The 26101-nt window shown below is 56.9% G+C and carries 32 protein-coding genes; 15 read left to right on the forward strand and 17 right to left on the reverse strand.

Annotated elements, in window-relative coordinates:
- Positions 1–174 precede the first annotated feature (174 nt).
- On the reverse strand, positions 175–1329 hold the full coding sequence (locus tag QZ517_RS03635; RefSeq protein WP_294222253.1) for an MFS transporter: 1155 nt from the start codon (positions 1327–1329) through the stop codon (positions 175–177).
- 93 nt (positions 1330–1422) lie between these two features.
- Here QZ517_RS03635 and QZ517_RS03640 point away from each other — a divergent pair, with 93 nt between their 5' ends.
- The 3 genes from QZ517_RS03640 (at position 1423) to QZ517_RS03650 (ending at position 2893) form a co-directional block, all read left to right on the forward strand.
- The gene (locus QZ517_RS03640) at positions 1423–1668 is read left to right on the forward strand and encodes an AsnC family transcriptional regulator (RefSeq protein WP_294222256.1); all 246 of its coding nucleotides are present in this window, start codon (positions 1423–1425) and stop codon (positions 1666–1668) included.
- A 15-nt stretch (positions 1669–1683) separates the two neighbouring features.
- Positions 1684–1899, forward strand: coding sequence for an Lrp/AsnC ligand binding domain-containing protein (locus QZ517_RS03645; protein ID WP_294222259.1), 216 nt, complete (start codon positions 1684–1686; stop codon positions 1897–1899).
- Positions 1900–1969: 70 nt separating this feature from the next.
- Positions 1970–2893, forward strand: a complete 924-nt coding sequence (locus QZ517_RS03650; RefSeq protein ID WP_294222262.1) for a DMT family transporter — start codon at positions 1970–1972, stop codon at positions 2891–2893.
- Here QZ517_RS03650 and QZ517_RS03655 read toward each other — a convergent pair.
- The gene (locus QZ517_RS03655; protein ID WP_294222265.1) at positions 2850–3530 is read right to left on the reverse strand and encodes a thiamine diphosphokinase; all 681 of its coding nucleotides are present in this window, start codon (positions 3528–3530) and stop codon (positions 2850–2852) included. The genes QZ517_RS03650 and QZ517_RS03655 overlap by 44 nt on opposite strands.
- A gap of 142 nt (positions 3531–3672) precedes the next feature.
- On the opposite strand from QZ517_RS03655, the gene QZ517_RS03660 reads away from it, so the two are divergent.
- Entirely contained in the window at positions 3673–6117 is a 2445-nt protein-coding gene (locus QZ517_RS03660; protein ID WP_294222268.1) for a hypothetical protein, read from the forward strand.
- A 73-nt stretch (positions 6118–6190) separates the two neighbouring features.
- Here the strand turns inward: QZ517_RS03660 and QZ517_RS03665 are convergent, their stop codons facing one another.
- The 4 genes from QZ517_RS03665 to QZ517_RS03680 form a co-directional block, all read right to left on the reverse strand.
- Positions 6191–6670 carry a DUF4166 domain-containing protein gene (locus QZ517_RS03665; RefSeq protein ID WP_294222270.1) on the reverse strand — a complete coding sequence of 160 codons (480 nt, stop codon included), beginning with the start codon at positions 6668–6670 and terminating at the stop codon, positions 6191–6193.
- A 71-nt stretch (positions 6671–6741) separates the two neighbouring features.
- On the reverse strand, positions 6742–7209 hold the full coding sequence (locus tag QZ517_RS03670) for a DCC1-like thiol-disulfide oxidoreductase family protein (protein WP_294222273.1): 468 nt from the start codon (positions 7207–7209) through the stop codon (positions 6742–6744).
- Positions 7210–7325: 116 nt separating this feature from the next.
- The gene (locus tag QZ517_RS03675) at positions 7326–7568 is read right to left on the reverse strand and encodes a DUF2842 domain-containing protein (RefSeq protein WP_294222276.1); all 243 of its coding nucleotides are present in this window, start codon (positions 7566–7568) and stop codon (positions 7326–7328) included.
- A gap of 32 nt (positions 7569–7600) precedes the next feature.
- Positions 7601–8914 carry an adenylosuccinate synthase gene (locus QZ517_RS03680; RefSeq protein ID WP_294222279.1) on the reverse strand — a complete coding sequence of 438 codons (1314 nt, stop codon included), beginning with the start codon at positions 8912–8914 and terminating at the stop codon, positions 7601–7603.
- A gap of 151 nt (positions 8915–9065) precedes the next feature.
- On the opposite strand from QZ517_RS03680, the gene QZ517_RS03685 reads away from it, so the two are divergent.
- Positions 9066–9461 (forward strand): DUF6524 family protein, encoded by a 396-nt coding sequence (locus QZ517_RS03685; RefSeq protein ID WP_294222281.1) that lies wholly within the window; start codon positions 9066–9068, stop codon positions 9459–9461.
- On the opposite strand, the gene QZ517_RS03690 is transcribed toward QZ517_RS03685, so the two are convergent.
- From QZ517_RS03690 to nthA, 3 genes are read right to left on the reverse strand one after another with little or no spacing between them, the layout of a single operon-like run.
- Positions 9431–9793 carry a nitrile hydratase accessory protein gene (locus QZ517_RS03690; protein WP_294222282.1) on the reverse strand — a complete coding sequence of 121 codons (363 nt, stop codon included), beginning with the start codon at positions 9791–9793 and terminating at the stop codon, positions 9431–9433. The two genes, QZ517_RS03685 and QZ517_RS03690, sit on opposite strands and share 31 nt — an antisense overlap.
- A complete protein-coding gene (gene nthB / locus QZ517_RS03695; RefSeq protein WP_294222285.1) occupies positions 9790–10467 on the reverse strand; it encodes a nitrile hydratase subunit beta in 678 nt (225 codons plus the stop codon). Before nthB ends, QZ517_RS03690 begins: the two co-directional genes overlap by 4 nt.
- Positions 10464–11078 (reverse strand): nitrile hydratase subunit alpha, encoded by a 615-nt coding sequence (gene nthA, locus QZ517_RS03700; RefSeq protein WP_294222288.1) that lies wholly within the window; start codon positions 11076–11078, stop codon positions 10464–10466. The genes nthB and nthA overlap by 4 nt, the downstream gene beginning before the upstream one ends.
- A gap of 153 nt (positions 11079–11231) precedes the next feature.
- Here nthA and secG point away from each other — a divergent pair, with 153 nt between their 5' ends.
- From secG to QZ517_RS03740, 8 genes are all read left to right on the forward strand, one after another.
- Entirely contained in the window at positions 11232–11594 is a 363-nt protein-coding gene (gene secG / locus QZ517_RS03705; RefSeq protein ID WP_294222292.1) for a preprotein translocase subunit SecG, read from the forward strand.
- A gap of 264 nt (positions 11595–11858) precedes the next feature.
- Complete coding sequence (locus tag QZ517_RS03710; protein WP_294222295.1) at positions 11859–13502, forward strand: CTP synthase; 1644 nt, start codon at positions 11859–11861, stop codon at positions 13500–13502.
- A 255-nt stretch (positions 13503–13757) separates the two neighbouring features.
- Entirely contained in the window at positions 13758–14030 is a 273-nt protein-coding gene (locus QZ517_RS03715; RefSeq protein ID WP_294222297.1) for a hypothetical protein, read from the forward strand.
- A gap of 209 nt (positions 14031–14239) precedes the next feature.
- Positions 14240–15109 carry an ATPase gene (locus QZ517_RS03720; RefSeq protein ID WP_294222300.1) on the forward strand — a complete coding sequence of 290 codons (870 nt, stop codon included), beginning with the start codon at positions 14240–14242 and terminating at the stop codon, positions 15107–15109.
- 48 nt (positions 15110–15157) lie between these two features.
- Positions 15158–16102, forward strand: a complete 945-nt coding sequence (metA, locus tag QZ517_RS03725) for a homoserine O-succinyltransferase (RefSeq protein ID WP_294222305.1) — start codon at positions 15158–15160, stop codon at positions 16100–16102.
- A gap of 71 nt (positions 16103–16173) precedes the next feature.
- Entirely contained in the window at positions 16174–17043 is an 870-nt protein-coding gene (gene ppk2 / locus QZ517_RS03730; RefSeq protein WP_294222307.1) for a polyphosphate kinase 2, read from the forward strand.
- Positions 17036–17653 (forward strand): TetR/AcrR family transcriptional regulator, encoded by a 618-nt coding sequence (locus tag QZ517_RS03735; RefSeq protein ID WP_283426392.1) that lies wholly within the window; start codon positions 17036–17038, stop codon positions 17651–17653. Before ppk2 ends, QZ517_RS03735 begins: the two co-directional genes overlap by 8 nt.
- A gap of 14 nt (positions 17654–17667) precedes the next feature.
- Entirely contained in the window at positions 17668–18243 is a 576-nt protein-coding gene (locus QZ517_RS03740) for a hypothetical protein (protein WP_294222311.1), read from the forward strand.
- A 9-nt stretch (positions 18244–18252) separates the two neighbouring features.
- On the opposite strand, the gene QZ517_RS03745 is transcribed toward QZ517_RS03740, so the two are convergent.
- The 7 genes from QZ517_RS03745 to QZ517_RS03775 form a co-directional block, all read right to left on the reverse strand.
- On the reverse strand, positions 18253–18672 hold the full coding sequence (locus tag QZ517_RS03745; protein ID WP_294222314.1) for a hypothetical protein: 420 nt from the start codon (positions 18670–18672) through the stop codon (positions 18253–18255).
- A gap of 59 nt (positions 18673–18731) precedes the next feature.
- Positions 18732–19616 (reverse strand): DUF3365 domain-containing protein, encoded by an 885-nt coding sequence (locus tag QZ517_RS03750; RefSeq protein WP_294222317.1) that lies wholly within the window; start codon positions 19614–19616, stop codon positions 18732–18734.
- A complete protein-coding gene (locus QZ517_RS03755) occupies positions 19613–20287 on the reverse strand; it encodes a cytochrome c3 family protein (protein WP_294222320.1) in 675 nt (224 codons plus the stop codon). Before QZ517_RS03755 ends, QZ517_RS03750 begins: the two co-directional genes overlap by 4 nt.
- Positions 20288–20450: 163 nt before the next feature.
- The gene (locus QZ517_RS03760) at positions 20451–21614 is read right to left on the reverse strand and encodes a hypothetical protein (RefSeq protein ID WP_294222323.1); all 1164 of its coding nucleotides are present in this window, start codon (positions 21612–21614) and stop codon (positions 20451–20453) included.
- Positions 21615–21780: 166 nt separating this feature from the next.
- Positions 21781–22266 carry a 30S ribosomal protein S9 gene (gene rpsI, locus QZ517_RS03765; protein WP_093320630.1) on the reverse strand — a complete coding sequence of 162 codons (486 nt, stop codon included), beginning with the start codon at positions 22264–22266 and terminating at the stop codon, positions 21781–21783.
- 3 nt (positions 22267–22269) lie between these two features.
- Complete coding sequence (gene rplM, locus QZ517_RS03770; protein ID WP_294222335.1) at positions 22270–22731, reverse strand: 50S ribosomal protein L13; 462 nt, start codon at positions 22729–22731, stop codon at positions 22270–22272.
- A 159-nt stretch (positions 22732–22890) separates the two neighbouring features.
- Complete coding sequence (locus QZ517_RS03775; protein ID WP_294222339.1) at positions 22891–24285, reverse strand: PLP-dependent aminotransferase family protein; 1395 nt, start codon at positions 24283–24285, stop codon at positions 22891–22893.
- Positions 24286–24374: 89 nt separating this feature from the next.
- On the opposite strand from QZ517_RS03775, the gene QZ517_RS03780 reads away from it, so the two are divergent.
- Positions 24375–24605 (forward strand): DUF1127 domain-containing protein, encoded by a 231-nt coding sequence (locus tag QZ517_RS03780; protein WP_294222344.1) that lies wholly within the window; start codon positions 24375–24377, stop codon positions 24603–24605.
- 63 nt (positions 24606–24668) lie between these two features.
- On the opposite strand, the gene QZ517_RS03785 is transcribed toward QZ517_RS03780, so the two are convergent.
- Positions 24669–25094, reverse strand: a complete 426-nt coding sequence (locus tag QZ517_RS03785) for a PaaI family thioesterase (RefSeq protein WP_294222347.1) — start codon at positions 25092–25094, stop codon at positions 24669–24671.
- 56 nt (positions 25095–25150) lie between these two features.
- Between QZ517_RS03785 and QZ517_RS03790 the strand changes: the two genes are divergently transcribed.
- Complete coding sequence (locus QZ517_RS03790) at positions 25151–25936, forward strand: enoyl-CoA hydratase (RefSeq protein ID WP_294222350.1); 786 nt, start codon at positions 25151–25153, stop codon at positions 25934–25936.
- Positions 25937–26101: the final 165 nt, after the last annotated feature.

A 26101-nucleotide genomic window follows, 5' to 3' on the forward strand; every position in this document is an offset into this window, starting at 1 on the left:
ATTGCCGAAAACGATTATGGCGCCTTGGGGGATACCAGCACGCTGGCTGAACCCGCTGTTGTGGACGATCTCATCGAAAACCGCATGAACCGCTAAGGTTTTCCCCGAAGCCGGGCGTCGATCCATCGCCCGACTTCACTCCCTGTCGGGCCGACCTTTGTGTCGGCCCGTTTTTTATTCTGCGGCGGACACCACCGCGCGCCCTGCCCGACGCAGCGCCCAAAGCGCGCCAATCAACGCGGGCGCAATGCAAACAGCAGACAACAGTGACGCCACCGCAAATCCCTGTGTTTCAAACACCGGCCGAAACGCAGCGGTGCCCACAAACATCGCCACATAGGTGGTCGCGCTGTAAATGCCCATAATGGCCGCCCGCTGACTTGGTGACAGCGCTGTCAATTGCCCAACAAGGATGTTGAGCCCCAAGTGGTTCACCGCCCCCCAAAGCAGGCACACCCCAAAGATCGCAAGCCCTTGCCCTGCGCATACCGCCATGAGCAGATAAACCAGCAGCAGCGCGCCAAACACCACCGGCGCGGCCCGTGTGGCGCCAAAGCGGTCAATCATCCGATCCAGAGGTGCCACTACGCCAAAACCCACCCCATAAGTCAGCGCCCCAAGCCCGGCCAGGCCCGTGGAAAAGCCCAGAACTGTGGTGAGATGGGTGCCAAGGAAAGCATAGAGACCGTAAAAAGCGCTCATGAACGCCACCACCGCCAACAGAATTGGCATAAGCCCCGGCACACGAAACGCCTTAAACGGCGATACAACCTGCACGGCAGGCCGTTGTGGCACCTGCATCTTCCAGATCAGGACAATCAACCCGGCACTCATCGCCGCCATCAGGCCAAACACAGCCCGCCAATGCAGCATATCCGCCAGAACCGCCGCAAAAGACACGCCTGCCACAAGGCTCAACGTCCAGCCCGTGAGCACTTTGCCCAGCGTCGCACTCTCCTGCCCCTTGGGGGACACATCAGCCGCCAAGCCGTAGGTGGCTGGCAACGCTAGCCCCGCGCCAAGGCCTGCCAGCCCCTGCGCCAAGGTCAATGCCTCCAAGGATGGTGCAAAGGCGCTCGTGAACAAAGCTGCCACCAAGATCACCAAGGCCAGGATCAACGCGCGCTTCAATCCAATCTGATCCGCGCGTGGCGCCAAAAACAGCGCGCTCATCGCGGTGGCCCCGCCATAAACCGCTGACGCCAGCATCACATCAGACGCCGCTTTGCCCTCAAACGCCCCCGCCACATCCGCCGCGATTGGGCTCAACACCAACGAGTTGGACCCGACAACCCCAATTGCACACATCAACACCCAGACCGGCTTCATGACACTCTCCGTATTTTTGAGAATGGATAGCCAAATACGGACAGGATGTTTATGTCATTTTGCAAGATTAGAAAAATTTCGAATGAGGTTCAGATGACACTCAAAGACAACCAGGGTTTGGACGCCATAGACCGAAAACTATTAGGGCTTCTGTGCGAAGACGCCGAACAAAGCTACGCCACTTTGGGTGATAAGGTTGGCCTCTCCGCCCCCGCAGTGCATGAACGCGTAAAGCGCTACAAAGCCACCGGCCGTATTTCGAGCGTCACCGCGCAGCTCGACCCAACAATGACCGGCAAACCGTTTTTGGCCTTTCTGCATGTCGACACCACCGGGTAGGGCAAATCCGCTGCGATGATGGAGTTACGTGACCTTCCTGAGCTGGAGGAAATCCATTCTGTCACCGGTGATACCTGTATGCTGCTGAAGGTACGTATGCAGGACTCCAAGGCAATGGAGGCTCTGCTCAAACGGCTCTATGACATGCCGGACGTGGTCAGCACAAAAACATATGTGGCGCTCTCCACGTATCTGGAACGTCCCGTGCAAGCAGGCATCACCGAGTTCTGAGCACCCCAGCACATTGTGTCAGCACAATCTTTCTGTTGCCTTGGTTAACCCGCCGCCCTAGCGTGCCGAAATGAACGATCATTCACTCCACCAAGACCGCCCCCTGCTTGGCATCCTTCTGATGCTTGGCTTTTGTGTACTCGCCCCATTAGGCGATGCTGTGGCCAAACTCCTGTCCGGCGCGGTCCCACTGGGGCAACTGGTATTCATCCGTTTTGCCATCCAGGCGGTGATCTTGATTCCGATAGTGGTGCTCACCCGCCGCCCCTGGCGCACCTCTGGGCGTGTGTTCAAGCTGGTGGTCTGGCGCACGCTGCTGCACATCGCGGGCATTGCCTTTATGTTCACCGCCCTGCGCTACTTGCCTCTGGCAGACGCCGTGGCCATCGCGTTTGTCATGCCGTTCCTCATGCTGATCCTTGGCAAATACGTTCTAAATGAAGAGGTGGGCATCCGACGTCTTATGGCCTGTGTTGTTGGTTTCGCAGGCACACTCATGGTGATCCAGCCCAGCTTTGTTGAAGTGGGCGCCCCTGCCCTATTGCCACTTGGTGTGGCTGTGATTTTTGCCCTCTTTATGTTGGTCACCCGCCAAATTGCCAAAGACACCGACCCCATCGGCATACAAGCGGTCAGCGGCGTGCTGGGCTCTGCCTTCATCGCCGTTGCACTTTTTGTCGGACAATCATTGGAGTGGCCCGCTTTGTCACTTTCCAACCCCAACACCCAATACTGGGGCCTCCTGTTGGCGATCGGCGTGATTGGCACCGCCGCACATTTGTTGATGACCTGGAGCCTGCGCTACGCGCCATCGTCCACTCTCGCCTCGATGCAGTATCTCGAAATCCCCATTGCTGCCCTGATAGGCTGGCTGGTGTTTGGAGACTGGCCAAACGGGCTTGCCGCGCTTGGTATCTGCATCACAATGGCCGCCGGTCTTTATGTGGTGTTCAGGGAGCGGGCCACGCTTCAGGCGTCGCAAGCAGCGTCTTAACCAAAAGCGGCAAAAACGCTTTGGGCAGGATCAGCAACATGCCCGGCCCGTCCATCTCCAGCGTCACCGCCGCAGTTGCCGCATTAGACGTGCCTATTGGCCCACCGGGCGCAAATTCAATGCCCGCAATCGGCCATTTCAGCCCCTCCGACCGCCCGGTCACATCCCGCATTGGGAACAGCGACACCCGCGTGCCCACAGGCACATCCAGCGCAAGTTTGGGAGGCACCGCACACAGCACATCTGTTTCGCCAACCAGCACACAGCGCCGATCCGCACGCTGCACCAGCACGTTATACGCCGCCAACTCGTGATCCGTACGTGCGCCTGTAAAGCCGACAGCGACCACCAAAGGAGTCACTATATGGCGCAGCGCTTTGTCAAAATCGGTACTGTCCTGTTCGGTGATCTCATGCAATCGCTCCCACGGAATGCTCGCGGCCTGCACCATATCCAAACTGTCCAGATCACCAATCACCGCTTCCGGCATGTGATCCGCCGCCAAACAATGCGCTGCACCGCCGTCTGCCGCCACCAGCGTCGGCGCAAGCGCCAATGAGTCGTCTATATCGGAATCGCGCAACGATCCCGCACCAACCAGCGTGATTGGTTCCAAACTGTGAACAATAGCTGCCATTTCGCCCCGTTTCACCCCTCTCAAAAGCCCCTCGCCACAATTTGGCCTAGAAATGATACCCTGTCTTCCACAGAATCGGTCGCGTTTCGACTTTCCTTAGGTGGTAGTTTGATTGCTGAGTAGTGCAAAGGACCCGCAGAAGATGGTTACCAATAACAAAGTGCTCACGGTGTCTTACGGGACATTCTCCTGCACCCTTGAAGGGTTTGAGGAGTCGTTTGATACAATGAAGGCAATCGCTGAGTATTTCAGGGATCTCGCGGCGGACGACCGATATTTCGGTGCAGAGCCCCCGACCCCGGATGCTGAGATGCTTGCCCGCATCGCTGAGAAAGAAATCACCCGCCGCGTCAGTGCGCGTTTGGATCATGGCGCCATCGTTTTGAGTGCCGGCGAGCCAAAAGACCAAAGCGACGCGCGGCCCGCAGAAAAGGAACAGCACGCGGCCAAGGCCACGCCAGCACCTGTGGCGCAAGCAGAGCCGGAACCACAAACAGCACCTGAACCTGTGGCCGAAGCACCTGTGATTGAAGAGGTTGTGGCACAGGCGGCCATGCCAGCCGTTGAGGACACACCCGCCGAAGAGCTGATTGAAACACCAGTAGAAGAAGTTGCGGAAGCTGTTGTTGAGGACGCCCCGGTTGCCGCCGAAGAGGAGAACGTTCCCTCTCCTGTAGAGGAGACCGTAGCGGAAGACGCGCTCGTCGAAGAACCTATGACTGAAGACACCCCTGCTGAAGTTGAAGCAGCCGTGACCGAAGTTGCTGAGACCGAGGACCCCGCACCGGAAGTGGTTTCTGAAGGCACGCCTGATCTGGCCTCCGAAGACAACATCGCTGACAGCGTCATGGCCGCCATTGCAGAAGACCGCCTGCCCGAGGCCGAAAACGCACCCATTATTGCAGAAACCGAAGAGGTCGTCGAGGAAACTGCCGTTGAGGTTGCTTCGGACATCGTTGAGGACACCGTTGAAGACGTAGACCTCGCAGGCATCTCCGCCGCCGTGTCCGCTGTGGACGCCCTGTCTGATGACCAACTGCAAACCGATTCCGAGGCCGATATTTCCAACCTTTTGGTTCTGGACGCCCCTGTTGAAAGCAACGGCGAAGACCCGTTTGCCAAGGACGTGGCTGAAGACTCCGTTGAAGCCGCCGATTGGGAAGACGCCGACGATGAACCGGAGTTTGAGGAAAACTCCATCGCCGCCAAACTTGAGCGCATCCGCGCCGTTGTTGCCCGCGTGGAGGCTGCGCCGGATACCGCCGCTGTAGACGCCGAAGACGACCAGCCAGAGCTGACCACTGCCGAGGCCCCTGCTGACAGCAACATCTTCGACGAAGAGTTGGCGCCAATGGATTTGGCCCCGATCAACCTCGAAGACGACCACGCTGTGGAGGTCGCCGCTGAGCTGTCCGAAGACATCGTTGTGCCTCAGGCCGAGGTCGAAGACGCCGAAGTGGTTGAAGCACAAGCTGAAGAGATCGAAGAGGTCGCCGCCGAGCCCGCACCAGAACCAGTAAAGCCCAAAGTCCGCCCTTTGCGTGCCCGTGTTGTGCGTATGAAAAAGGCTGACTTTGAGGACGCCGTGGCCTCTGGCCAATTGGAAGCCTCTGAGGATGACGACGGCGAAACGGCCCAGGCACCTGCGCCAGAAGCTCCAAAGCCAACCAGCCTGACTCCCGAAGACGAAGCAGACCTGCTGGCTGAATTGGCGCAAGTGGAAGCCGAGTTGAAGCTGTCCGACGTTGCGCAAGCCGCCCCAAAGGCTGCCCCGCAAGAAGACGCGCCGGTTGTTTTGGACACACCGATTGCTTCGGAGGTCGAAACAAAAGTTGAGCCTCGCCAACAGCCTGAGCCAGATCTCTCCCGCCTGATGGCCAAGGCCAACAGCGAAATGGAAGAGCCCCAAGGTAAAGGCCGTCGCAGCGCCATTGCGCATCTGCGCGCTGCCGTTGCCGCCACCCGCGCTGAGAAGCGCGCTGGCAATGACGGCAAAGGCAAAGACGACACGGTCGCTTACCGCGACGACCTGGCCTCCGTTGTGCGCGCCGTGCCAGGTGGCAAATCCGGCGAGGCCAAACCGTCCAAATCTGCGGCAGCCCCGCTGAAGCTGGTGGCCGCGCAACGTGTTGATGCCACTGTGCAAAACAAATCCGAACAACCCGCTCAGTCTGAGACTGAAAGTGTACAAAAAGCCCCCCGCCGCGTCCCTGTTCGTCCGCGCCGGGTGTCTTCTGACCAACTGGACCGCGACGAAGCCGCGAAGTCCGCTGCCCCGGTCAGCGCCAAAGGTTCCACACTGAGCGGGTTTGCAGACTATGCCGCGAGCATGGGCGCAATCCAATTGCCAGAAAGCACCGAAGCGGCGGCAGCATACCTGACCTACGTTGAGGGTCTGGAGCGTTTTTCCCGCCCGATGCTGATGCGGATGTCACGGGAGGTGAACATTCCACAATTCACCCGCGAAGAAGGTCTGCGTGCCTTTGGTCAACTGCTGCGCGACAAGAAGATCGACAAAGTGGCCGGTGGCCGGTTCACCGCCAATGCCTCGATCAACTTTAAGCCACGTGACAGCAAAGCTGGTTAAGGTAACCCAAAACTGCAAAGCAAAAGCCCGATCAACTGATCGGGCTTTTCATTTTTTACAGCACGGATCGGTTTCAGAGCGCGGGTTTCAGTGACCCTCGATAGCGCACCATCAAGCCGCCGGTTGGCGCATAGAGTGCCACATCAAACTGAAACGTCCCATTCTGTTCAAACTCCCGCGTTTCACTGAGCGGCAGTAAAAATTTTGGCAAGGGCACGCCCAAACACCATGCACGCCGCACTGGCATATGCACGACGCCATCCTCAACTTTCAGGTCCATTTCAAACAGAAACGCGCCAAATCGTTCACGAAACCGCCCCGCGCTTGGCGCAAGCTCACACCGCGAGCGCATGACATGCCCGCCAAAATCACGCTCCCAGACCTCGGCTTTATCGGTCCGCGTCTTGGTCACACGAACTGGACAATTCTCCTGTGTCTGTGGAAAGCCAAAGAACAACGCGACCAACCGCGCGATCCAACCCTGGCCACGTTCAACCTGTGCACTGCCTTCAAAACAGACCCGCCCCTGAACCTCGTGCAACTGCCGTGTCACCTTTGGCAATTGCTCCCAAGATCCTCCAAATGCCGTGCGGAACAGAGAGTTGTCTAACGAAAATGTATCTTTCATTTCAACAACAACCGCGCCTTCAACCGCTCATCCGGCAAGGCACACATGTCGCCCCTGCCAAACATCGCATATCGATTACGGGCAATCCGGCGATAAATCCAATCCTGCAAGCCGCGCGGCAACACTCGTAAAACGCGCAGGCCATGCCCAACGCCGCCCACTGCCTGCCCGACGCGGATAATCGCATCCAACGAGCCATAGGCTCGCCCATCAAGAATCAGCAGCCAACTTTCCGGGTCTTCCGGTTTCATTCCAAAGTGGCCTAGCAATGCAGTGCCAAGGTCTGTCTGTCCCGGACAAATGCGAAAATCCTCGTGAGTATCAAACCGCGCAATCATCCGCGCGCCAAATCCGCACAACGCGCAATCGCCGTCCATCACCGTTATCGGCCCGGTGTCGTCAAACTCAGGCACATCCGGATCGGTGCGGTAAGAATACGAAGGGCGGTCAATCAACTGGGCCATGGCAGCAACCTGGGTTGACCACCGCCGGCCTGCAACCTGATTTGATAACGAACCCGTAAAAACGCAAAACGGCGACACAATTATGCCGCCGCTCGCCAAATTTCTGCAAAACCACCCTAAGGATCGTCGTCAAACCGCCGCTTGGGCGCATCCGGGTCCGCCTGACCAATGCCTTTGAACACGGATTTAAACGGCAGGATCCACACGATCCCAAGCCCCACATACAACAGCAAGGTCACCAACACCGAGTCCGGCGCAATCGTGGTGGCCAGAACCGAGGCCACCAAAATGTAGATTGGCAAGCCAACCAGCAGCACCAAGAGCGCCACACGGCGACGGGCTTTGTAACTTAGGGCCATGTCAGTTTCCCCTCTCAGAGAATGCAATGCGATCAATCCGCAAACGGATCGGTGACCAGAATCGTGTCTTCCCGCTCCGGGCTGGTCGACAACAACGCCACAGGGCACTCGATCAGCTCTTCCACACGTTTCACGTATTTCACCGCATTGGCGGGCAGATCATTCCAGCTGCGCGCGCCTTCAGTGGTCTCAGACCAACCTGCAATCTCTTCATAGATCGGCTTGCACCGCGCCTGCTGATCCGCCGCCGTGGGCAGGTAATCCAAACGCTCACCATCAAGATCGTAGCCGACGCAGATTTTCAGCGTCTCAAAGCCGTCCAGCACATCCAGCTTGGTCAGGCAGATGCCTTTGATGCCAGAGGTCGCACAGGTCTGACGCACCAAAGCCGCATCAAACCAGCCACAGCGGCGCTGACGGCCGGTGGTGGTGCCAAACTCATGGCCACGGGTGCCAAGGCGCTCGCCGTCCACATCAGGTGAGCCATCTGCGTTCAACAGCTCGGTTGGGAAAGGCCCCTCACCCACACGGGTGGTGTAAGCTTTCACAATGCCCAGCACGTAATCAATCGAGCCGGGACCAATGCCCACACCTGTGGCCGCTTGACCGGCAATCACGTTGGACGAGGTCACAAACGGATAGGTGCCAAAGTCAATGTCCAGCAACGCGCCTTGCGCGCCTTCAAACAGGATACGCTTGCCCGCTTTGCGCTTTTCGTTCAGCACTTTCCAAACCGGCGCCGCATAGGGCAGAATTTTCCCGGCAACTTCTTTCAGCTTCTCAACCAGCGCATCGCGGTCAATGGCTTCCACGCCCAGACCTTTGCGCAGCGGATCATGGTGCTGCAACGCGCGATCAACACGGGCTTCCAACGTGGCAGCATCCGCCAGATCGGCAACACGGATCGCACGGCGACCAACCTTGTCTTCATAGGCCGGGCCAATGCCGCGACCAGTGGTGCCAATCTTGGTGCCTTTGGAGGCCGCTTCTTCGCGCGCCCGATCCAGCTCGCCGTGGAATGGCATGATCAGCGGCGTGTTTTCCGCAATCATCAATGTCTCAGGAGAGATATCCACGCCCTGCGCCCGCACAGTTTCGATTTCGTTCAACAGGTGCCACGGGTCCAGCACCACACCGTTACCGATCACCGACAATTTCCCGCCACGCACCACGCCAGACGGCAGCGCGTGCAACTTATACACCTTGCTATCAATGACCAGCGTGTGGCCCGCGTTGTGCCCGCCCTGGAATCGCGCGATGACATCGGCACGTTCGCTGAGCCAATCAACGATCTTACCTTTTCCTTCATCGCCCCACTGAGCGCCTACAACAACAACGTTGGCCATATCCGGTCCTTTGCAGAGAGTTCAAACCCGCGCCCTTTTAGCCATGTTGTGCGCCCTGCGAAACCGCAAACTGCGTCATTGACTGGACAGAACCCGCCTTTTTGCGCGAGGATTGGCAAAAAACACAGGCAAGACATCTAAGGGGACAGAGATGGGGCTCTTGTTACGCTGGCTGATCGCCTTCCTGCTTTTGGCAGCAACCTACAATCCAACCGAGTTCAATTATGTTGTCTGGGCGCGGGTCAACTACGCCGAAGAGCTGCCTTTGACCGTGCTGCTCGGCCTGCTCCTGCTGATTGGCTACGTGATCTATCTACGCGCCACCCTGCGCTCGATTGGCGCCTTTGGCATGAGTGTGGTGCTGGCTGTGCTGGCCGCCGTGGCTTGGGTTTTGCACGATTACAATATGCTCAGCTTGGACAACGGCGCGGTGAACATCTGGCTGGCAATCCTCGCACTCTCCATTGTGCTGGGCATTGGCCTCGGCTGGTCCATCGTGCGCCGCATGCTGACCGGTCAGGTGGATGTGGACGACGTGGAGGCCTGATTGTCCCCGGCCGACAAGTGAACGGGATGTCCGTGTGGGGTGTTCAGAAATGCTCTAGTCCAGCCATCTTTTAGGTCGCTCAAAGCCCCAACCTCAACCAACCCTGCCTCCGCCAGAAACCCCTCCAGCGTCTCAAGCCACGCGTTGAAGTAATCTTCCCCGCCATCCAACTCCTTAGCCAATCCGTGCGTCTTAAGCGTTGCACCAAACCGCTCCGCCCAATCTGCCCAAACAAAATGCCCCGCTTCATTTAATGCCACGGTCATCGCAAACACCTGAGCATGCCACGGTTCCGAAAACGCTGGCTCCGGTTTGTCGCCACACCAGGTCATTCTGTTGCCTCCAGATAGCTCTCCCAGAGATCTAGCACGACCTCATCACGCGGGTCCGCCTCAGCCCCCCACAACTCCTGCGCGGAAAACTGCACTGCATAGAGCGACTCAGCCGCCTCTCCGTTGAAATGCGCATTGCTGTCGGGAAACACATGCGCGCCGTGTCGCAACACAACCACGCCCACTGTCCCCGCCGCATAAGCTGGCAAACGCGTGTGCCCGCCCCGCACAGCCACATTGCGCGTGATCCGACGGGTTTTCACCTTGGCGCCAACCGCAAACTTCGGCGTCGCCCCCTCTCGCGTGTAAGGACTGCCATGCGTCAGAACCGACTCAACCGACTCCGGCTTCGCCGCCTTGTCGGCAATTGGCGACACGCCCTCTGCCTGCCCGCTGGCCAGTTCATTAACAGTCACAACACCCCGATCCACCATCAGATCCGCCAGTCCGCCCATCCACTTTTCATAATAGCTGAAGGACATGTAATCCTGCGGGTCCAGCAATTCCCGCGCATGGCGCGACGCATCAATATTCCACTGACCCAAAAAACCGCAGGCCACATTGAGCGCCAACGCCCGCTTGTGCCAGTCTTTGGCCTCACCAAACTCATAGCCGTCTTGCGGGTCCACAGGCCCCGCGCCCAGACGTCCGCCCATATCGTGAATTCGGCTCATGCGCCCGGCTCCTGTGCCAAGCCCGTGCCAATCATACTGTCCCGCGTCACCAGCGCCGCCAGATCGTCCTCAGACAAACCCTCCGTCCCCAAAGGCCGCTGCGGCACCACCAAGTACCGCACCTCTGCCGTGCTGTCCCAGACGCGCACCTTCTTGCCTTCCGGCAAAGTCACCCCGAACTCTGCCAACACGGCACGCGGCTCGCGCACTGAGCGCGCGCGGTAGGCGTCCGACTTGTACCACCCCGGCGGAATCCCCAGCAACGGCCAAGGGTAACAACTGCACAGGGTACAAACGACCATGTTGTGCACCGCGTCGGTGTTCTCAACAAACACCATATGTTCACCTTGCCGCCCATACAGCCCCATCTCCTGAAGCACCGGCATCGGATCATCCAACATCTGTTTGTGAAACTCCGGATCACGCCACATCTTGGCCACCACTTTGGCGCCGTTCTGTGGGCCAATTTTATTTTGGTAGAGATCAATGATTTCATCAAGCGCGGCGGGATTCACCAAACCCTTGTCAGTTAACAATGTTTCTAGTGCCTTGACCCGCAACGCGGGGTCCGATGGCAGGTGAGAATGCGGGTGGTCATGATCATGTGGCATGCCAAAACCCTGCCAGAACACCCCAGCGGCGTCCATCCTCAAAACCACTTCTGCACCACAGCGCGATCAACTTCACAAATCCACCTTGCCCCCCGCCGCAAACTTGCCTACATACCCGGCTAACAATCCGAACGCTTGAGTTTACAGGTCCCAATGGCAAACGTTGTCCTCATCATCCATCTTCTTCTAGCTTTGGCGCTGATTGGCGCCGTACTGGTGCAACGTTCCGAAGGCGGTGGCCTTGGCATGGGCGGTGGCGGCGGCGCCGTATCTGGCCGCGCAGCAGCCACGGCACTGACCCGCGTGACCTGGATTTTGGCGGGCGCGTTTATCGTGACCTCCATTTCCCTGACCGTGATCGCCGCGAGGGATTCTGCCTCCAGCTCGGTATTTGACCGCCTGGGCACCTCCGCACCTGTTGTGGAAGAAACTGCACCAGCTCTGCCAGGCGCCGGCGACTCGCTTCTGCCACCGTCTGAGGGCGACAATGCCCCACTGGTGCCACGCGCCGACTAAACGTCGCGCACTGTAAACAAATTCTGGCGGTCTCTCGGGGCCGCCTGCTTTTTTGCCCTTTTCGGGCATCCACCACAGCTTGAGGCCGATACGCCACCCGCAACAGCATCTTGCGGTCCGGTTGCCTTTTGTCTGCGAATCCTATATTACTTAAGTCCCGTGATGCTGGGTCAATTTTGCAGGGAAATCTGCACTGACTTGGGCGCTGCTACATCGACAACACGTCCGACCAATGGGTCGACAATCACGGGGGATGCCACGCACATGGCACGCTATATTTTCGTTACAGGTGGGGTTGTTTCATCGTTGGGCAAAGGCCTTGCGTCTGCGGCCTTGGGTGCGCTGTTGCAAGCACGGGGCTATACCGTGCGCCTGCGCAAATTGGACCCCTATCTGAACGTGGATCCGGGCACCATGTCCCCGTTTGAGCACGGCGAAGTGTTTGTGACTGACGACGGTGCCGAAACCGACCTCGATCTGGGCCACTACGAGCGCTTCACCGGCGTGCCGGCCCGCATGACCGACTCGGTGTCTTCCGGCCGCATCTACTCAAACGTGCTGGAAAAAGAGCGGCGCGGCGACTACCTCGGCAAAACCATTCAGGTGGTCCCGCACGTCACCAATGAGATCAAAGACTTCCTGCACGTCGGTGACGACGAAGTTGATTTTATGCTGTGTGAAATTGGCGGCACCGTGGGCGACATCGAAGGCCTTCCATTTTTTGAAGCCATCCGACAGTTCTCCCATGACAAGCCTCGTGGCGATGTGATCTTCATGCACCTCACCCTGCTGCCATATCTGGCCGCCTCCGGTGAACTCAAAACCAAACCCACCCAGCACTCCGTAAAAGAGCTGCAATCCATCGGTATCGCGCCTGACATCCTGGTCTGCCGCTCCGAGCAGCCAATCCCAGAGAAAGAGCGCCAAAAGATCGCGCTGTTCTGTAACGTGCGCAAAGAACACGTTGTGGCTGCCTACGACCTGAAGTCGATCTACGAAGCGCCGCTGGCCTATCACCGCGAAGGTCTCGACCAAGCTGTGCTCGACGCCTTTGGCATCGCCCCAGCCCCACGCCCAGATCTGCGCGTTTGGGAAGACGTGAACGACCGCATTCACAACACCGACGGCAAGATCAACGTCGCCATCGTCGGCAAATACACCCAACTCGAAGATGCGTATAAATCCATCAAAGAGGCGCTCACCCACGGCGGCATGGCCAACCGGGTGAAGGTCAACGTGAGCTGGGTTGACGCGGAACTCTTTGACAAAGACGACGCGGCGCCTTTCTTGGAAGGCTACGACGCCATTCTGGTCCCAGGTGGATTTGGTGAGCGCGGCACCGAAGGTAAAATCAAAGCAGCGCAGTTTGCCCGTGAGCACAAAGTGCCCTACCTCGGCATCTGCCTCGGCATGCAAATGGCTGTGATTGAAGCCGCCCGTAACAAAGCAGGCATTTCTGACGCGGGCTCTGAAGAGTTTGACCACGAAGCTGGCGAAACCCGCTTTGAGCCGGTTGTGTACCACCTCAAGGAATGGGTGCAGGGCAACGCCAAGGTCACTCGTAAATCCACCGATGCCAAAGGCGGCACCATGCGCCTGGGCGCCTATGACGCGGCTCTGACCGAAGGCTCCAAAGTGGCTGCTGCCTATGGCGCCAACGCCATCGAAGAGCGCCACCGTCACCGCTATGAGGTGGACATCAAATACCGTGAGCAGCTCGAAGCCTGTGGTCTGCGTTTCTCCGGCATGAGCCCGGATGGCCGCCTGCCAGAAATTGTGGAATGGGAAGATCACCCGTGGTTCATCGGCGTACAGTTCCACCCGGAGCTAAAATCCAAGCCATTTGACCCTCACCCGCTGTTCCGCGATTTTGTACGCGCGGCAAAAGACAACAGCCGGTTGGTGTAGCCCACTGCACGACAGAGTTCATAAGGCGCGCTCTGTGGCGCGCCTTTTTTGTGCTTACGAACCTTGCCCGTGTCTTCTGATCAAAAATATCCTCGGGTGTAGGGGGCGTGCTTCCCTAAAAGGCAAAAGTCCTGCGCAAACACGCATCACTTGTGACACTCTGCGGTAATTTCTCCCCCTAAGCTTCGCTTGACCAAACGACCAATTCAAACTGAAACTCCACCTCAATTGTTTAGCTTATTGAGGGTGCCCCAAATGACCTTTTCCACGCGGATTGCCGCTGTCACCACTTTATTCTTCTCCGCCCTCCCTGCCTTGGCGGGGGAAGATGCCTCAGACACACTGCTGCAACTGATCCGTGACAATGGCTGTCGAATGACCGCTGTCGAAGCGGTGGAAATCCTGCCAAGATATGGTCTCATGCCAGCCCAAACCCGCGACATCATCCGCGACTGGGACAAAAAGAACTGGCTTGCGGATCACAGCATCGCAGGCGTCAAACTCTCAAAAGCTGGCTGCAAAGGCTAACCGTTTGCTGACGGCGTTACAGGGCGCAACGTCCGCCCGATTAACCTTGACCTTGACGTCAACATACCACACTTCCGCAAAACAGTCGCGATACCGACGTTATACCGACACGGAATCCATACGTTAACGCCGCCCCTCCTGATTGCGTTTGACCCGCCCTGCCGGGCGCAGTACCAAAATGCGCAACACCGATAAAAGGGCATGGGGCCATGATCTACAAATCTGCACAAGACTGGCGCGACGCAGAGCAGAAAAGAGTGCTGCTCTTTGGCATGTCAGGCTTGGGAAAAACGCATATTTCCAACACCTTGCGCGATAATGGCGATTGGTTTCATTACTCCGTCGACTACCGCATTGGCACCCGTTACATGGGCGAGCACATCACCGACAACGCCAAGCGCGAGGCCATGAAAGTCCCGTTTCTGCGCGAGTTGTTGATGAGTGACAGTATCTACATCGGCTCCAACATCACGTTTAACAATCTCGCCCCGCTCTCCACCTACCTAGGCAAGCCGGGTAACCCGGAAAAAGGCGGCCTGCCCTTCGCCGAATACATGCTGCGTCAACGCCAACATCGCACCGCCGAAATGGCCTCTTTGATGGACACAGAGCCGTTCATTTCCCGCGCCCATGACCTCTATGGCTATGACCACTTTGTCTGTGACACTGGCGGTTCGATCTGCGAAGTAGTGGATGCGAACGATCCCAAAGATCCGATCATGACCACCCTGTCACAAAATACATTGATGGTCTGGATCAAAGGCTCGGATACGCACACGGAAGAGCTGGTACGTCGGTTTGATAAGTCGCCTAAGCCGATGTATTATCAGCCGGAATTCCTGCTGGACTGCTGGCATGCCTATCTGGATGAAACTGGCAAAGACGAGAGCAGTGTTGACCCGGATACCTTTGTGCGCTGGACCTATGGCCGAGCCTTGGCGCATCGACAGCCACGCTATGAGGCCATGGCCCGCTGGGGGGTGACCGTGACCGCAGAAGCCGTCTCACAGGTCGCCACAGCTGCAGATTTTGTCGACGTGATCGCCGCAGCCCTTGAGCATCCCGCGGTCCCCGCCTAACTATGGCCCTCACGCCTATTCAAACACCAAACAGACAAAGAGACTGACATGCCCATCAAGATTCCCGCCGACCTGCCTGCCTTCGACGTGCTTAAGCACGAAGGCGTCATGGTTATGGCCGCGGATCAGGCCTCCCGTCAGGACATCCGCCCGATGCGGATTGGGCTTCTCAACTTGATGCCAAAGAAAATTCAGACGGAAAACCAATTTGCCCGTCTGATCGGCGCCACCCCGTTGCAGTTGGAATTGTCGCTCATTCGTATGTCCGAGCACAAAACCCGCAACACTGCCGCCGAGCACATGGCGGAATTTTATCGTCCATTTCAGGATGTTAAAGCCTCAGGCGAAAAGTTTGACGGCCTCATCATCACAGGCGCACCGATCGAGCATCTTCCGTTTGAAGATGTCACTTATTGGGAAGAACTTTGCGAGGTTTTTGAGTGGACCCGCACCCATGTGCACTCCACCTTTGGCGTCTGCTGGGGTGGCATGGCGATGATCAACTATTTCCACGGCGTGCAGAAACACATCATAGACCACAAGGCTTTTGGCTGCTTCCGCCACCAAAACCTGGCCCATTCCTCCCCGTATTTGCGCGGCTTTTCAGATGACTGTGTGATCCCCGTGAGCCGTTGGACAGAAATCCGGCAAGACGAGGTTGATGCCCGTCCGGAACTGCGCACTTTACTGCACTCTGAAGACGTCGGTCCCTGCCTGATCGAGGCTCCTAGAACGCGAGACTTGTTTATTTTCAATCACTTCGAATACGACAGCGACACGTTGAAACAGGAATACGATCGCGACGTTTCTGAGGGTACAACCATCAATGTGCCGTCCAACTACTACCCGGATGATAACCCCTCCAATCCGCCGCAAAACCGCTGGCGCAGCCACGCACACTTGCTCTACGGCAACTGGGTGTCCGAGATCTATCAAACCACGCCGTTTGACATGTCCCGTATCGGCCATGAAATCACTGACCTTCGCGCTTAAACTTGGGGCGCTGCCATCCCGATTGCACTGACGTGCATGACACCCCATATTGGGGAAAACGGAGAGCTTTCATGGACTTGCCCTTTGACGGCGCGATCAGCGCTTACTTTGAGAACGAGGCCCCGGCCGAGGTGCGTGCCGCCATTGAGCAAGCCGGCAAGAAAGACATCCTCTCCGACACATATCCGCACAAAGACCGCTTAAGCAGGAAAACCTACGAAGCAGAGCTCGAAGCCTTGCAGATCGAACTTGTGAAAATGCAGCACTGGGCCAAGGAAAGCGGCGCCCGCATCGCGTGCGTTTTTGAAGGCCGTGATGCCGCAGGCAAGGGCGGCACCATCAAGCGCTTCCGCGAGAACTTAAACCCACGTGGAGCTCGCACTGTGGCCCTCTCCAAGCCTACGGATGCTGAGCGCACTCAATGGTATTTTCAACGCTATTTTGACCACTTGCCGTCAGGCGGCGAATTGGTGCTCTTTGACCGCAGCTGGTACAATCGCGGTGTCGTTGAGAAGGTCTTTAGTTTTTGCGAGCACTACGAGCGCGAGCGTTTCTTTCACCAAGCTCCCAACCTCGAAGAAACCCTCGTAAACGACGGAATTTACTTATTTAAATTCTGGCTCAATGTTGGGCGCGCCGAACAATTGCGCCGTTTCCTGAGCCGCGAGATTGACCCACTAAAACAGTGGAAGTTAAGCTGGATCGACGTCGAGGGCCTGAAACGCTGGGACGCTTACACAGCTGCCATTGGCGAAACTTTGCGGCGTACCCATTCAGACGCGGCTCCCTGGACGGTCATCCGCTCCGATGACAAACGCCGCGCCCGGCTGAACGCCATTAGCACCGTACTGCACGCCCTGCCTTATGACCGCAAAGACGTGGACGCGATTGGCGCAATCGACAGCAAAATCTGTGGCGGACCGGACATCTGGAATGCCTAAACGCGGCTATCATCACGGCAACCTGCGCCAGGCTTTGGTTGAGGCCGCCTTGAGCCTGATCGAGGCCAAGGGCCCTACCGGCTTTACCCTCTCTGAGGCCGCAAAAACCGCAGGCGTGACGCCAGCTGCCGTCTATCGCCATTTTGAAGGCCGCGAAGACCTGATCGCCGAAGCCGCCCGCCAAGGCTATGAAATCTTTGCCGATCTGATGCAGTTCGCTTTTGACAAAGGCCAACCGTCCGCCCTGGCCTCCTTTGAAGCCACGGGCCGCGCTTACCTTGCCTTTGCCCGCAAATACCCCGGCCACTACATTGCGATGTTTGAAAGCGGCATTTCAGTAAACCGCACACCAGAGCTCGCCGCCGTTGCCACTCGCGCCCGAGGCGTGATGGAGCACGCAGCCGCTGAGCTCTCAAAGCACATTCCACCAGAGAAACGCCCTCCTGCCAGTATGTTCTCCGCCCACATCTGGGCGATGAGCCATGGCGTTGTCGAGCTCTACGCGCGGAACTCCCCCGGAACCCAAAGCCCGTTTGCCCCCGAAGACCTGCTGGAAAGTGGCATCGGTGTGTACCTACGCGGGCTTGGGTTGATCGAACCAGACCAATGATCCGAGGACACATCGTGAAAAAGCTGCTTCTATTGCCACTTCTAACGGGAATTTCCACCGGAGCGGTGGCACAAGATGTGCGCCCACTATCAGAGTTCGCCGAAACCCGCGCAATGTACACCGCAGAAAGCGATCTCGCCTGCGCTGGGGATGAAGCTGCCTTTACACGTTTGCTCACAGCCGCCGACCCCGAGCAAGCAGGTGATCCGGCCGCCTTGTCTGCTCTCGCCTGGCTCGTGGCATCAGACACTTGCGCCTATTACACAGGCGATGACGAACAGATTTCCTACTTCTATTTACGCGCTGCACAGAAGGGTTATCCAGTGGCCTTGGCCTATAGTGGTATCCGCATGATCCGAGGCCTCGGCATTCCGCAAAACCCAAACTCAGGAGCCGGATTGGTCATGTTGGCGTTTGAAGGGGGATTTGGGGACGCCGGAGCTATGCTGGCAGGCGAGCTGATCACCGGCATTCACATGCCCCGTGACCTAGAGGCAGCGCAAAGCCTGCTTCAGGCAGCTGAAGCGGCTGGCGCAGACGAATCTCTGTTGGACAACGTGTGGTCCGCCTACAACGCGGTTTCGCAATAACGCGCGGCCTTATTGATAAGCCAGAGCCACCCAGATATGCACGGCTACCAGCGGTACCAACGCCGCCGACAACCCAATGTGGGCCAACAGCCAGACAAGATAGATTGTATGACTGCGATACCGCAGCACCTCACGGTTCAGCACACCAGTGAGGGCCACGAGAAACACCACCGCGCTCAAGGTGCTCATCCAGACATGACCGAACCGCACCGCATGCAGCGCAAAAAGCAACGTCGCCGCAGTGCCCACCCAACGGTGACGCACCACCACCTGTCGGGCATTTCGATTATCCTTGGTCACACGCTTAAAAAACAGAACCCACTGGTAACTCAGCAGACTCAACAACAGCGCCCCAGTTACCACCTGCTGCACAAATCCCGTAAGTGGCTCTGGCAAAACAGACTTCAGATCAGATGTTAGCAGTGCCATCCCGAGCCCCACTGCAAGCAATATTATCAAAACGTAAGGCGCTCTCTGCCAGGTCGAGATTAGAACCCGCATGGTTTGCTTTCCTCATCTGCTTGCGCCGCCAACGTGTCTTGCCCCTCTCCTCGAGGGCTACGGCGCTCTCGCATCATCGCCTGCAGAACCACCGGCGCGGCTTGAACTTTTACCTCCGCCAAAAACACCTCGGCGCTTGGCAAAACTCGTTGCTCCGCCGAAGGCCAACCCTCCGATATCTCAACCGGCACCTCAAACCGCGCCGTCTTTTTCAGATAAGCTTCATAGGTATGCGCGACAGAGGCATACATCGCATCTAGCACACCCATAAACTCATCTGCCGTGACTTCAGCACGCGGATAAGTCCATGTCGTCGCGCCCATCACATCGTTAAGCTTCCAATCCTTTTTTGGACTGTCTGGATGTTCATTATGGCAAGTTACACAAGGGGCAACTCCCGCCACATCCGGATACATAGCCAGAAACCCACTTTGTGTATCGTCTGAATAAACAGCTGCGCGTGTTGCTTTAATTGTCTCAAACGCGGACACCTGCCCCACCCCAAACAAATTGGATTTGTTGATCGGCGCGTCCGATCCCAAATAGAGTCCCAATTGTGGTGGCAGTGTTTCCATATGTGCCGCAGTGGCCCGCAGGAACAGCGCAGGCAACGGACCTTGTTCCACACCCGGTTCCTGCCAATCTTCGCCATACTTGAGACCTGCTGCCATCCCCCCCCCAACAATGCGTTTGGTGTACATCGTGCGTGCGACTTCATTGATCGCATTCACCCCGTCAAACACCGCATTTACTGGGTGACGGCACCCCGCAATTTCACCATCGCCATCTGGAAGAGGCGCAGGCGCGGACACAAACAAATAGACCGCCAGGCATCCCAAAACACCTGTTAGAAAAATGCGCGATAATGTCATTGCACCTTCCCTTCGTAGAACTTTGGGCTGCCATACGGATCGTCGCCCCCCTGAAAATAGCTCCAGATTTTCAACGCCGGCAGAGCTTCAGCCATCCTGGTCGGAGAACTCACCGGATGATTTCCATGAAAGTCATGACATCCCAGGCAACTGTCCCACTTTTTTAGCGAAACAAGGCGTTCATGGGGCGTGTCTATCGGATCATTTTTGACCTTCAAATCTTCATGGCAAGCCCGACACAGGGTTGGCTCCACTGTCACAATTTGCGGAACGTGTTCAGAGTGACACCCCAAACAGCTGCGCGCATCGACCTGCTCAACCGCTTTGGCAAAACGCGGTTCTCTGAAACGATAGATCGGGTGGCGCTCGTTGGGGCGCGCATGGCAGGCAAGACACTGTTCTGAGCCAACTTCAGCATACCCAAAATCAACCGGAGTTTGCCGCATGCCCAGCACATAACGCACCTGTGCCTGCACCTGTTGGCGCACTGTTCCCGGGGTTCTCATATGGCACGCCACGCAGGCAACATCACCGTGCGCTGCGATCAGCGGTCCGTGAGCAATTGATGGTTTGATCTTGGCATGGGTGAGCACAAATCCGGCCCACACCGCTGTTGGCATAATCGCCAACACAGCCAACAAACGCACCAATCGGGCAGACGGCCACGCCATACGCCCCTCCAAAACCAAGAAACCCGTTAACAATTCATAAAGTGTTACGGATAATAGTTAATCAATCGTTAATTGAAAATCGACACTAGAACGAGAAGACGTGACAGATTATTCACCTTTTCGATGAAAGAACGAAGACCTTACAAGGTTCAAAAGAGGGCGCTTACAGGCAGCCACGCACCCAGTCCAACCGTGCTTTGGGCACCAATCCATAGTTATAGAGATTCACCCCGGTGACTCCATGGGAACGCAGCAAGTTTATCCGTTCCGCCAAAGCCTCGCGTCCCGCAAACTCCGGAAAACCCAACCTTAAGCCAACCTGCCCACCGGCCTCTTTAGGCAAACCTTGTGCATAATGTGCCAGATCCTGCGCCGCCTCCGGCCCCATGTCATACGCACACAACATCACTTTTAGGCCCAGTTCAGCTGCGGCGATGTGGTCACAGCCTCCAATCCACCCAGTTTGCCCGTCAACCAACATCAACTCAGTTGCCGCGACACAAGCTTCTTTGGCCCGCTCAAGAACCGCATTTACATGATCGAACCGCAAATCAAGGTAAGCTCTCAGTTCCGGATCCAAATCAAACGCATCTAAACCGCGCTCAGGGAAATCGGCACAAACTCTTGTCGGGGTGTCCCCTTCACACATGTGATCGATCAAACCTTTCACCCGCGTCTCAATAGCCCCGACATCCAGTCCAGCGGCCTGCCCCGCCAACTGACAATGCTCGCAAAAACACAGCGCCATCAGGAAGTCGCCTTCGGGCGGCAAGCCCACCATGTCTTTCTCGTGGTGGTACTCATGCGCAAAGCCAAGGAAATTTGGGCTCTCCAACTCAATCCGGTTCGGCTGATAATTCTGGGCAATATCCCGCACCAGATTGCTCACATAGGCTTGCGCCTTTGGGTTAGCTGGACACAGGTTATACGAATTTGCGTCGCAAAACGCATTGCGCGTAACCAGGTCTGGATTGGCAAAGCCAAGGGCCGAGTTATGTAGGCACACTGTCCAACACGACACATCCAATCCGCCTGCGTCCCGAGCTTCAATCACGCCCCGCAACACGTCCTGCTCTTGTGCCAAAGAGGATACCAAAGGCTGCACTGCCTCTCCTTGCCAGATCGCTGCGTCTGGTCGAAAATAGAGCGTGCCGTCTTCGGGGAAATACGCCCGTCGCTTGGGGCTACGCACCTGCAAAAACCGCCCCGCGTGGTACACCGTCGCCAGGCTGATCATGTCAAAACCCAGTTCTCGCAACTCTGACGACACCGCCTCCTGTCCAATATCAGCGATATCCCAGGGGTAAGTCCAAAGTGCGTTGCTCACAGTCTTTCCTTTCAGATCAGCGTCTTGGCTGATGGCGTTGTAACTAAAACTCCGACATCTGAGCAGTCTGAAAATTCGTCAATATCGGAAATTTGCGTCGCTTCAGCGCAAAGAAAAAGGCCGCTCCAAAAGAGCGGCCTCTCCCAAAAGTCTTGTTGTCCAGCGATTAACGCTTGGAGAACTGGAACGAACGACGCGCTTTGCGCTTACCGTATTTCTTACGTTCCACAACACGGCTGTCGCGGGTCAGGAAGCCAGCAGCTTTCAGGGCGCCACGCAGGGAGGGTTCATAAAGCTGCAGAGCTTTGGAAATCCCGTGCTTAACCGCACCAGCTTGACCGGTCAGACCGCCGCCTTTGACGGTGGCATAAACGTCGAATTCACCTTCAACGCCGGCAACCTGCATCGGCTGACGCAGGATCAGCTGCAGAACCGGACGCGCAAAATACACGTCTTGGTCTTTGCCGTTCACGATGACCTTGCCGGAACCCGGCTTGATCCAAACGCGGGCAACAGCGTCTTTACGTTTACCAGTCGCATAAGAACGACCCAGCTCGTCACGTACCGGCTCACGCGGTGCCGCAACTTCTACAACAGCTTCTTCACCGGCAACGGCGTTCAGCTCTTCAAGCGAGTTGATTTGATCAGCCATTGATTAGCTCCGGGTGTTTTTGCTGTTCATGGACTTCACGTCCAGCACTTCTGGGGCCTGTGCTTCATGCGGGTGCTCAGCACCAGCATATACGCGCAGGTTGGTCATGACCTTGCGGGACAGGCGGTTGCCTGGCAGCATACGCTGAACCGCTTTGGTCACAATGCGCTCTGGGTGCTCACCTTCCAGGATCTGACCTGCGGTGCGGGATTTGATGCCGCCCGGGTGGCCAGTGTGCCAGTAGTAGGTTTTGTCCGCGCGCTTTTTGCCGGTCAGTTGGATTTTATCCGCGTTGATCACGATGACGTTGTCACCCATGTCCATGTTCGGAGTAAAGGACGCCTTGTGCTTGCCGCGCAGGCGCATGGCGATGATCGACGCGAGACGGCCCAGCACCACGCCTTCGGCGTCGATGATGATCCATTTCTTCTCGATGTCTGCCGGAGTAGCAGAGAAGGTTTTCATGTTAGGTCTTCCACGATTGGTTGACAGATACATCGGTTGCCCGACGCATCAAAATACGATGGCCGGTTTATAAAGCACCGCCGCGCCACGTCAAGCGCACAAATCTCAAAATAAGCGAGCCTTTTCAGCATGTTACAAATTAGGTATCATATTACCCCACTAAACCGGGGCATGCTGCAATGGTTTTGCCAGCAATTCTGACATGGTTTCCAACGCCAGACGTAATTCCGCTTCCGGCACGTCCGGTGCCAGTGCAATGCGCACCGCATTGGGCGCCTGTCCATCAGCCAATACATATTCATCCGCGGATTTAATACGAATGCCTTCCGCGTCGCAAACTCGCACAAATGTTGATCCGCGCCACCCCTGGGGAAGTTTGAGCCAAATAAACGGCACAAAGGGCCGCCAACGGATATCCCAACTGCCCAACACATTCACAGCCAATTGAACCCGCCTTTGGGTAAACTGGACAATCGAGTCTCGGACTTTCTGGGCTTGTCCGCTTTGGATAAGCTCTGCACACATGTCGAGCATGGGCTGTGGCAACCCATAAAACATCGACTGCGCCACATGCCGCGCGGTTTGCGCGTTCCCATCCGGTGCCACCAAATAGCCAAAACGCAAGGCAGCCGACACCGACTTGGTCAACGACCCAATATACCACGCACGATCTGGGCATAACGCGCGATAAGATGGCGTGTCCGCCGGCCCCAAAGCATGGCAGTCATCCTCAATTATCTGAAGATTATATCGCCGTGCCAGCGCCGCAATTTCCTGACGTCTTTCTAACGGGACGTGAATGGCCGTAGGACTGTGGGCCTGGGCCGACGTCACCAACACCTGCCCACCGTGCCGTCGCAGAGCCTCCTCAAGCTTTTCGGGCCGCATGCCGTGTTCATCCATCTCAACACCAATCACCTCAGCCCGCAACAACCGCCCAGCATGGCGCACACCGGGAAACGTCACCGCTTCGGTCAAAATGACTGGATGCGCTCCATGCAAACAGCATTGCAGCGCCGTCACACACGCATTCTGGGCCCCCAAAGTCAAAACCACATCATCCGCCGCAATCCGCCCGGCAACGTCCGGCCCAATCCAGTTCACCACCGCCTGCCGCGCAAGCAGGTCCGTGGCAGACGAAGCGCAGGCCAAATAAGAGGTGCCGCTCTCTGAGGCCACTCTTGTCATTACATTGCGAATGACCCGATCCTGACCAACGTCCGGCACGCGAACAGCACGCAAGTCCAAATCTCCCGTTTGCGACACAGAGATCAGAGGTTCCGGAGGCAACACAGTCTCTGGGCGACTGTCGGCTACAAACGTGCCGCGCCCGACCGTTGTCTCTAACAGCCCTTCCTCGACGGCCAGTTTGTATGCCCGCGCCACGGTACCTGGAGTAATACCCATCTGCCAAGCCAACTCCCGCACAGGTGGCAGTTTCTCTCCCACTGGTAGCTGACCACTTCGCACGGCACCTCGAAGAGATTGTATCAATACAATATACTTGGGATCGGTACATCCATCGAAATTTGGCGGCCATATTGTATCAATCACAATGTTTTCCTCGCAATTGTATCGCAGCGTGCGTACACCACACTTGTAACAAACTTGAGGATTGTATCAATACAATATTGGAGATGACCATGACAATGACCACAACAAACCTGCAAATCCTGACAAACCATAATGCAAATGCACAACTTCCGGTTGCCGCACGCGCGGCTCTGTCGTTTGCGACGGTGGTCACCGAGTGGGAAAAGCGCACACGCACACGCCGCGCGCTCTCACGGCTCAGCGAAACGCAGCTGAAAGATGTTGGATTGACCTTGCATGACGCCCGTACCGAGGCGCGCAAAAAGATGTGGCAGTTCTGATCCCCGTCAGATGCCTCTTCCACTGGGTCGGGTTTGTCCCGACCCCTTTTTTTTGCTTTGGAATCAGCTTTTTTGCGGCGGAATCGCGTAAGTCATATTGGCCCGCGCCACTGGCGCCTCAGACCCTTCAGAGTAGATCAGCACGTTTGAGACTGACAACGTACGCCCCAATTTCAGCAGCTGCGTTTTGGAAATCAGGTCCTTGCCCGATTCCGGCTTGCGCATGAAGTCCAGGGAGCAATTGGTGGTGACGGTCAACGCTTCTTTGCCAATACACGCCATGGTCGCCACGTAGGCCGACACATCCGCCAGCGCAAACATCGACGGGCCGGACACTGTGCCGCCTGGACGCAAATGGCGCTCCTGCACCATCATCCGCATCACCGTGTTGACCCCATCGATGTGCTCCACGACAAAATCATCTTTGACTTGCGGGAACACCTGCTCCAGCCACGCGCCCATTTCTTCTGCAGTCATCACGGCTTGCATGCTTTTCCTCCGTCGTTCCCCGCGCTACCCTCGCGCCAACTTGGGAGGAGAGCAAGATGACACTTTTGGAACGTCGCGACACAAATGCGGTGGCACATCTCACCATGAACGCGCCTGCGCGGCTAAATGCCCTCTCAGACGAGATGCTTGCCGCCCTGCAGAACGAATTTGATGCGCTCAAGGACGACAGCTCCATCCGCGCCATCACGCTTTCAGGCAGCGGCAAGGCCTTCTGCGCCGGACACGATCTCAAACAAATGACCGCTGGTCGCCAATCTGACGACGGAGGGCGTGCCTACTTTGCCGATTTGTTTAATCGCTGCGCCTCCATGATGCAGACCATTCAAAAGCTGCCCCAACCCGTGATCGCCCAAGTCCACGGTATCGCCACTGCGGCCGGCTGCCAGTTGGTCGCCACCTGCGACCTTGCCGTGGCTGCCGAGGGCACCCGCTTTGGCGTAAACGGTGTGAATATCGGCCTGTTTTGTTCCACCCCAATGGTGGCTTTAACCCGCAACATTCCACGCAAACAGGCGTTTGAGATGCTGTCCACCGGAGAATTCATCAACGCCAACCGCGCCGAAAACCTTGGCCTAATCAACCGCGTGGTGCCAGAGGAGAACTTGCAAGCCGAAACCACGCAACTTGCGGAAACTATCGCGCAAAAGCTCTCAGCAGCGGTGAAAATTGGTAAGCAAACCTTCTATGAACAACTGCAGATGCCACTGGATCAAGCCTACGCCCATGCTGGCACCGTCATGGTTGAAAATATGCTGTATGCCCAAACCGAAGCCGGAATTGAGGCTTTTCTCAACAAACAAACGCCCAAGTGGGATCAATAGCCGGTTTCCATTCCCATAACGGTGTTTTTCCAACAAACCTGTGTCGAATCCTTTTCAACTTGGGCACAACAAACCCAACCGAAACCACACGCTTGTGTGGCACCAGTTCGCTAAGCGGCTCGGCTCGTTACCGAACCGCGGGTTGCATGTCGCCTCATAGGTCAC

Origin of the sequence: uncultured Shimia sp., from assembly GCF_913054185.1 — a bacterium.
Taxonomy (GTDB): Bacteria; Pseudomonadota; Alphaproteobacteria; order Rhodobacterales; family Rhodobacteraceae; genus Shimia.

Coding starts and splice junctions, on each gene's coding strand:
- QZ517_RS03635 (WP_294222253.1), bottom strand. CDS start 1,329: ATGAAGCCGGTCTGGGTGTTGATGTGTGCAATTGGGGTTGTCGGGTCC.
- QZ517_RS03640 (WP_294222256.1), top strand. CDS start 1,423: ATGACACTCAAAGACAACCAGGGTTTGGACGCCATAGACCGAAAACTA.
- QZ517_RS03645 (WP_294222259.1), top strand. CDS start 1,684: ATGATGGAGTTACGTGACCTTCCTGAGCTGGAGGAAATCCATTCTGTC.
- QZ517_RS03650 (WP_294222262.1), top strand. CDS start 1,970: ATGAACGATCATTCACTCCACCAAGACCGCCCCCTGCTTGGCATCCTT.
- QZ517_RS03655 (WP_294222265.1), bottom strand. CDS start 3,530: ATGGCAGCTATTGTTCACAGTTTGGAACCAATCACGCTGGTTGGTGCG.
- QZ517_RS03660 (WP_294222268.1), top strand. CDS start 3,673: ATGGTTACCAATAACAAAGTGCTCACGGTGTCTTACGGGACATTCTCC.
- QZ517_RS03670 (WP_294222273.1), bottom strand. CDS start 7,209: ATGGCCCAGTTGATTGACCGCCCTTCGTATTCTTACCGCACCGATCCG.
- QZ517_RS03675 (WP_294222276.1), bottom strand. CDS start 7,568: ATGGCCCTAAGTTACAAAGCCCGTCGCCGTGTGGCGCTCTTGGTGCTG.
- QZ517_RS03680 (WP_294222279.1), bottom strand. CDS start 8,914: ATGGCCAACGTTGTTGTTGTAGGCGCTCAGTGGGGCGATGAAGGAAAA.
- QZ517_RS03685 (WP_294222281.1), top strand. CDS start 9,066: ATGGGGCTCTTGTTACGCTGGCTGATCGCCTTCCTGCTTTTGGCAGCA.
- QZ517_RS03690 (WP_294222282.1), bottom strand. CDS start 9,793: ATGACCTGGTGTGGCGACAAACCGGAGCCAGCGTTTTCGGAACCGTGG.
- nthB (WP_294222285.1), bottom strand. CDS start 10,467: ATGAGCCGAATTCACGATATGGGCGGACGTCTGGGCGCGGGGCCTGTG.
- nthA (WP_294222288.1), bottom strand. CDS start 11,078: ATGCCACATGATCATGACCACCCGCATTCTCACCTGCCATCGGACCCC.
- secG (WP_294222292.1), top strand. CDS start 11,232: ATGGCAAACGTTGTCCTCATCATCCATCTTCTTCTAGCTTTGGCGCTG.
- QZ517_RS03710 (WP_294222295.1), top strand. CDS start 11,859: ATGGCACGCTATATTTTCGTTACAGGTGGGGTTGTTTCATCGTTGGGC.
- QZ517_RS03715 (WP_294222297.1), top strand. CDS start 13,758: ATGACCTTTTCCACGCGGATTGCCGCTGTCACCACTTTATTCTTCTCC.
- QZ517_RS03720 (WP_294222300.1), top strand. CDS start 14,240: ATGATCTACAAATCTGCACAAGACTGGCGCGACGCAGAGCAGAAAAGA.
- metA (WP_294222305.1), top strand. CDS start 15,158: ATGCCCATCAAGATTCCCGCCGACCTGCCTGCCTTCGACGTGCTTAAG.
- ppk2 (WP_294222307.1), top strand. CDS start 16,174: ATGGACTTGCCCTTTGACGGCGCGATCAGCGCTTACTTTGAGAACGAG.
- QZ517_RS03735 (WP_283426392.1), top strand. CDS start 17,036: ATGCCTAAACGCGGCTATCATCACGGCAACCTGCGCCAGGCTTTGGTT.
- QZ517_RS03745 (WP_294222314.1), bottom strand. CDS start 18,672: ATGGCACTGCTAACATCTGATCTGAAGTCTGTTTTGCCAGAGCCACTT.
- QZ517_RS03750 (WP_294222317.1), bottom strand. CDS start 19,616: ATGACATTATCGCGCATTTTTCTAACAGGTGTTTTGGGATGCCTGGCG.
- QZ517_RS03755 (WP_294222320.1), bottom strand. CDS start 20,287: ATGGCGTGGCCGTCTGCCCGATTGGTGCGTTTGTTGGCTGTGTTGGCG.
- rpsI (WP_093320630.1), bottom strand. CDS start 22,266: ATGGCTGATCAAATCAACTCGCTTGAAGAGCTGAACGCCGTTGCCGGT.
- rplM (WP_294222335.1), bottom strand. CDS start 22,731: ATGAAAACCTTCTCTGCTACTCCGGCAGACATCGAGAAGAAATGGATC.
- QZ517_RS03780 (WP_294222344.1), top strand. CDS start 24,375: ATGACAATGACCACAACAAACCTGCAAATCCTGACAAACCATAATGCA.
- QZ517_RS03785 (WP_294222347.1), bottom strand. CDS start 25,094: ATGCAAGCCGTGATGACTGCAGAAGAAATGGGCGCGTGGCTGGAGCAG.
- QZ517_RS03790 (WP_294222350.1), top strand. CDS start 25,151: ATGACACTTTTGGAACGTCGCGACACAAATGCGGTGGCACATCTCACC.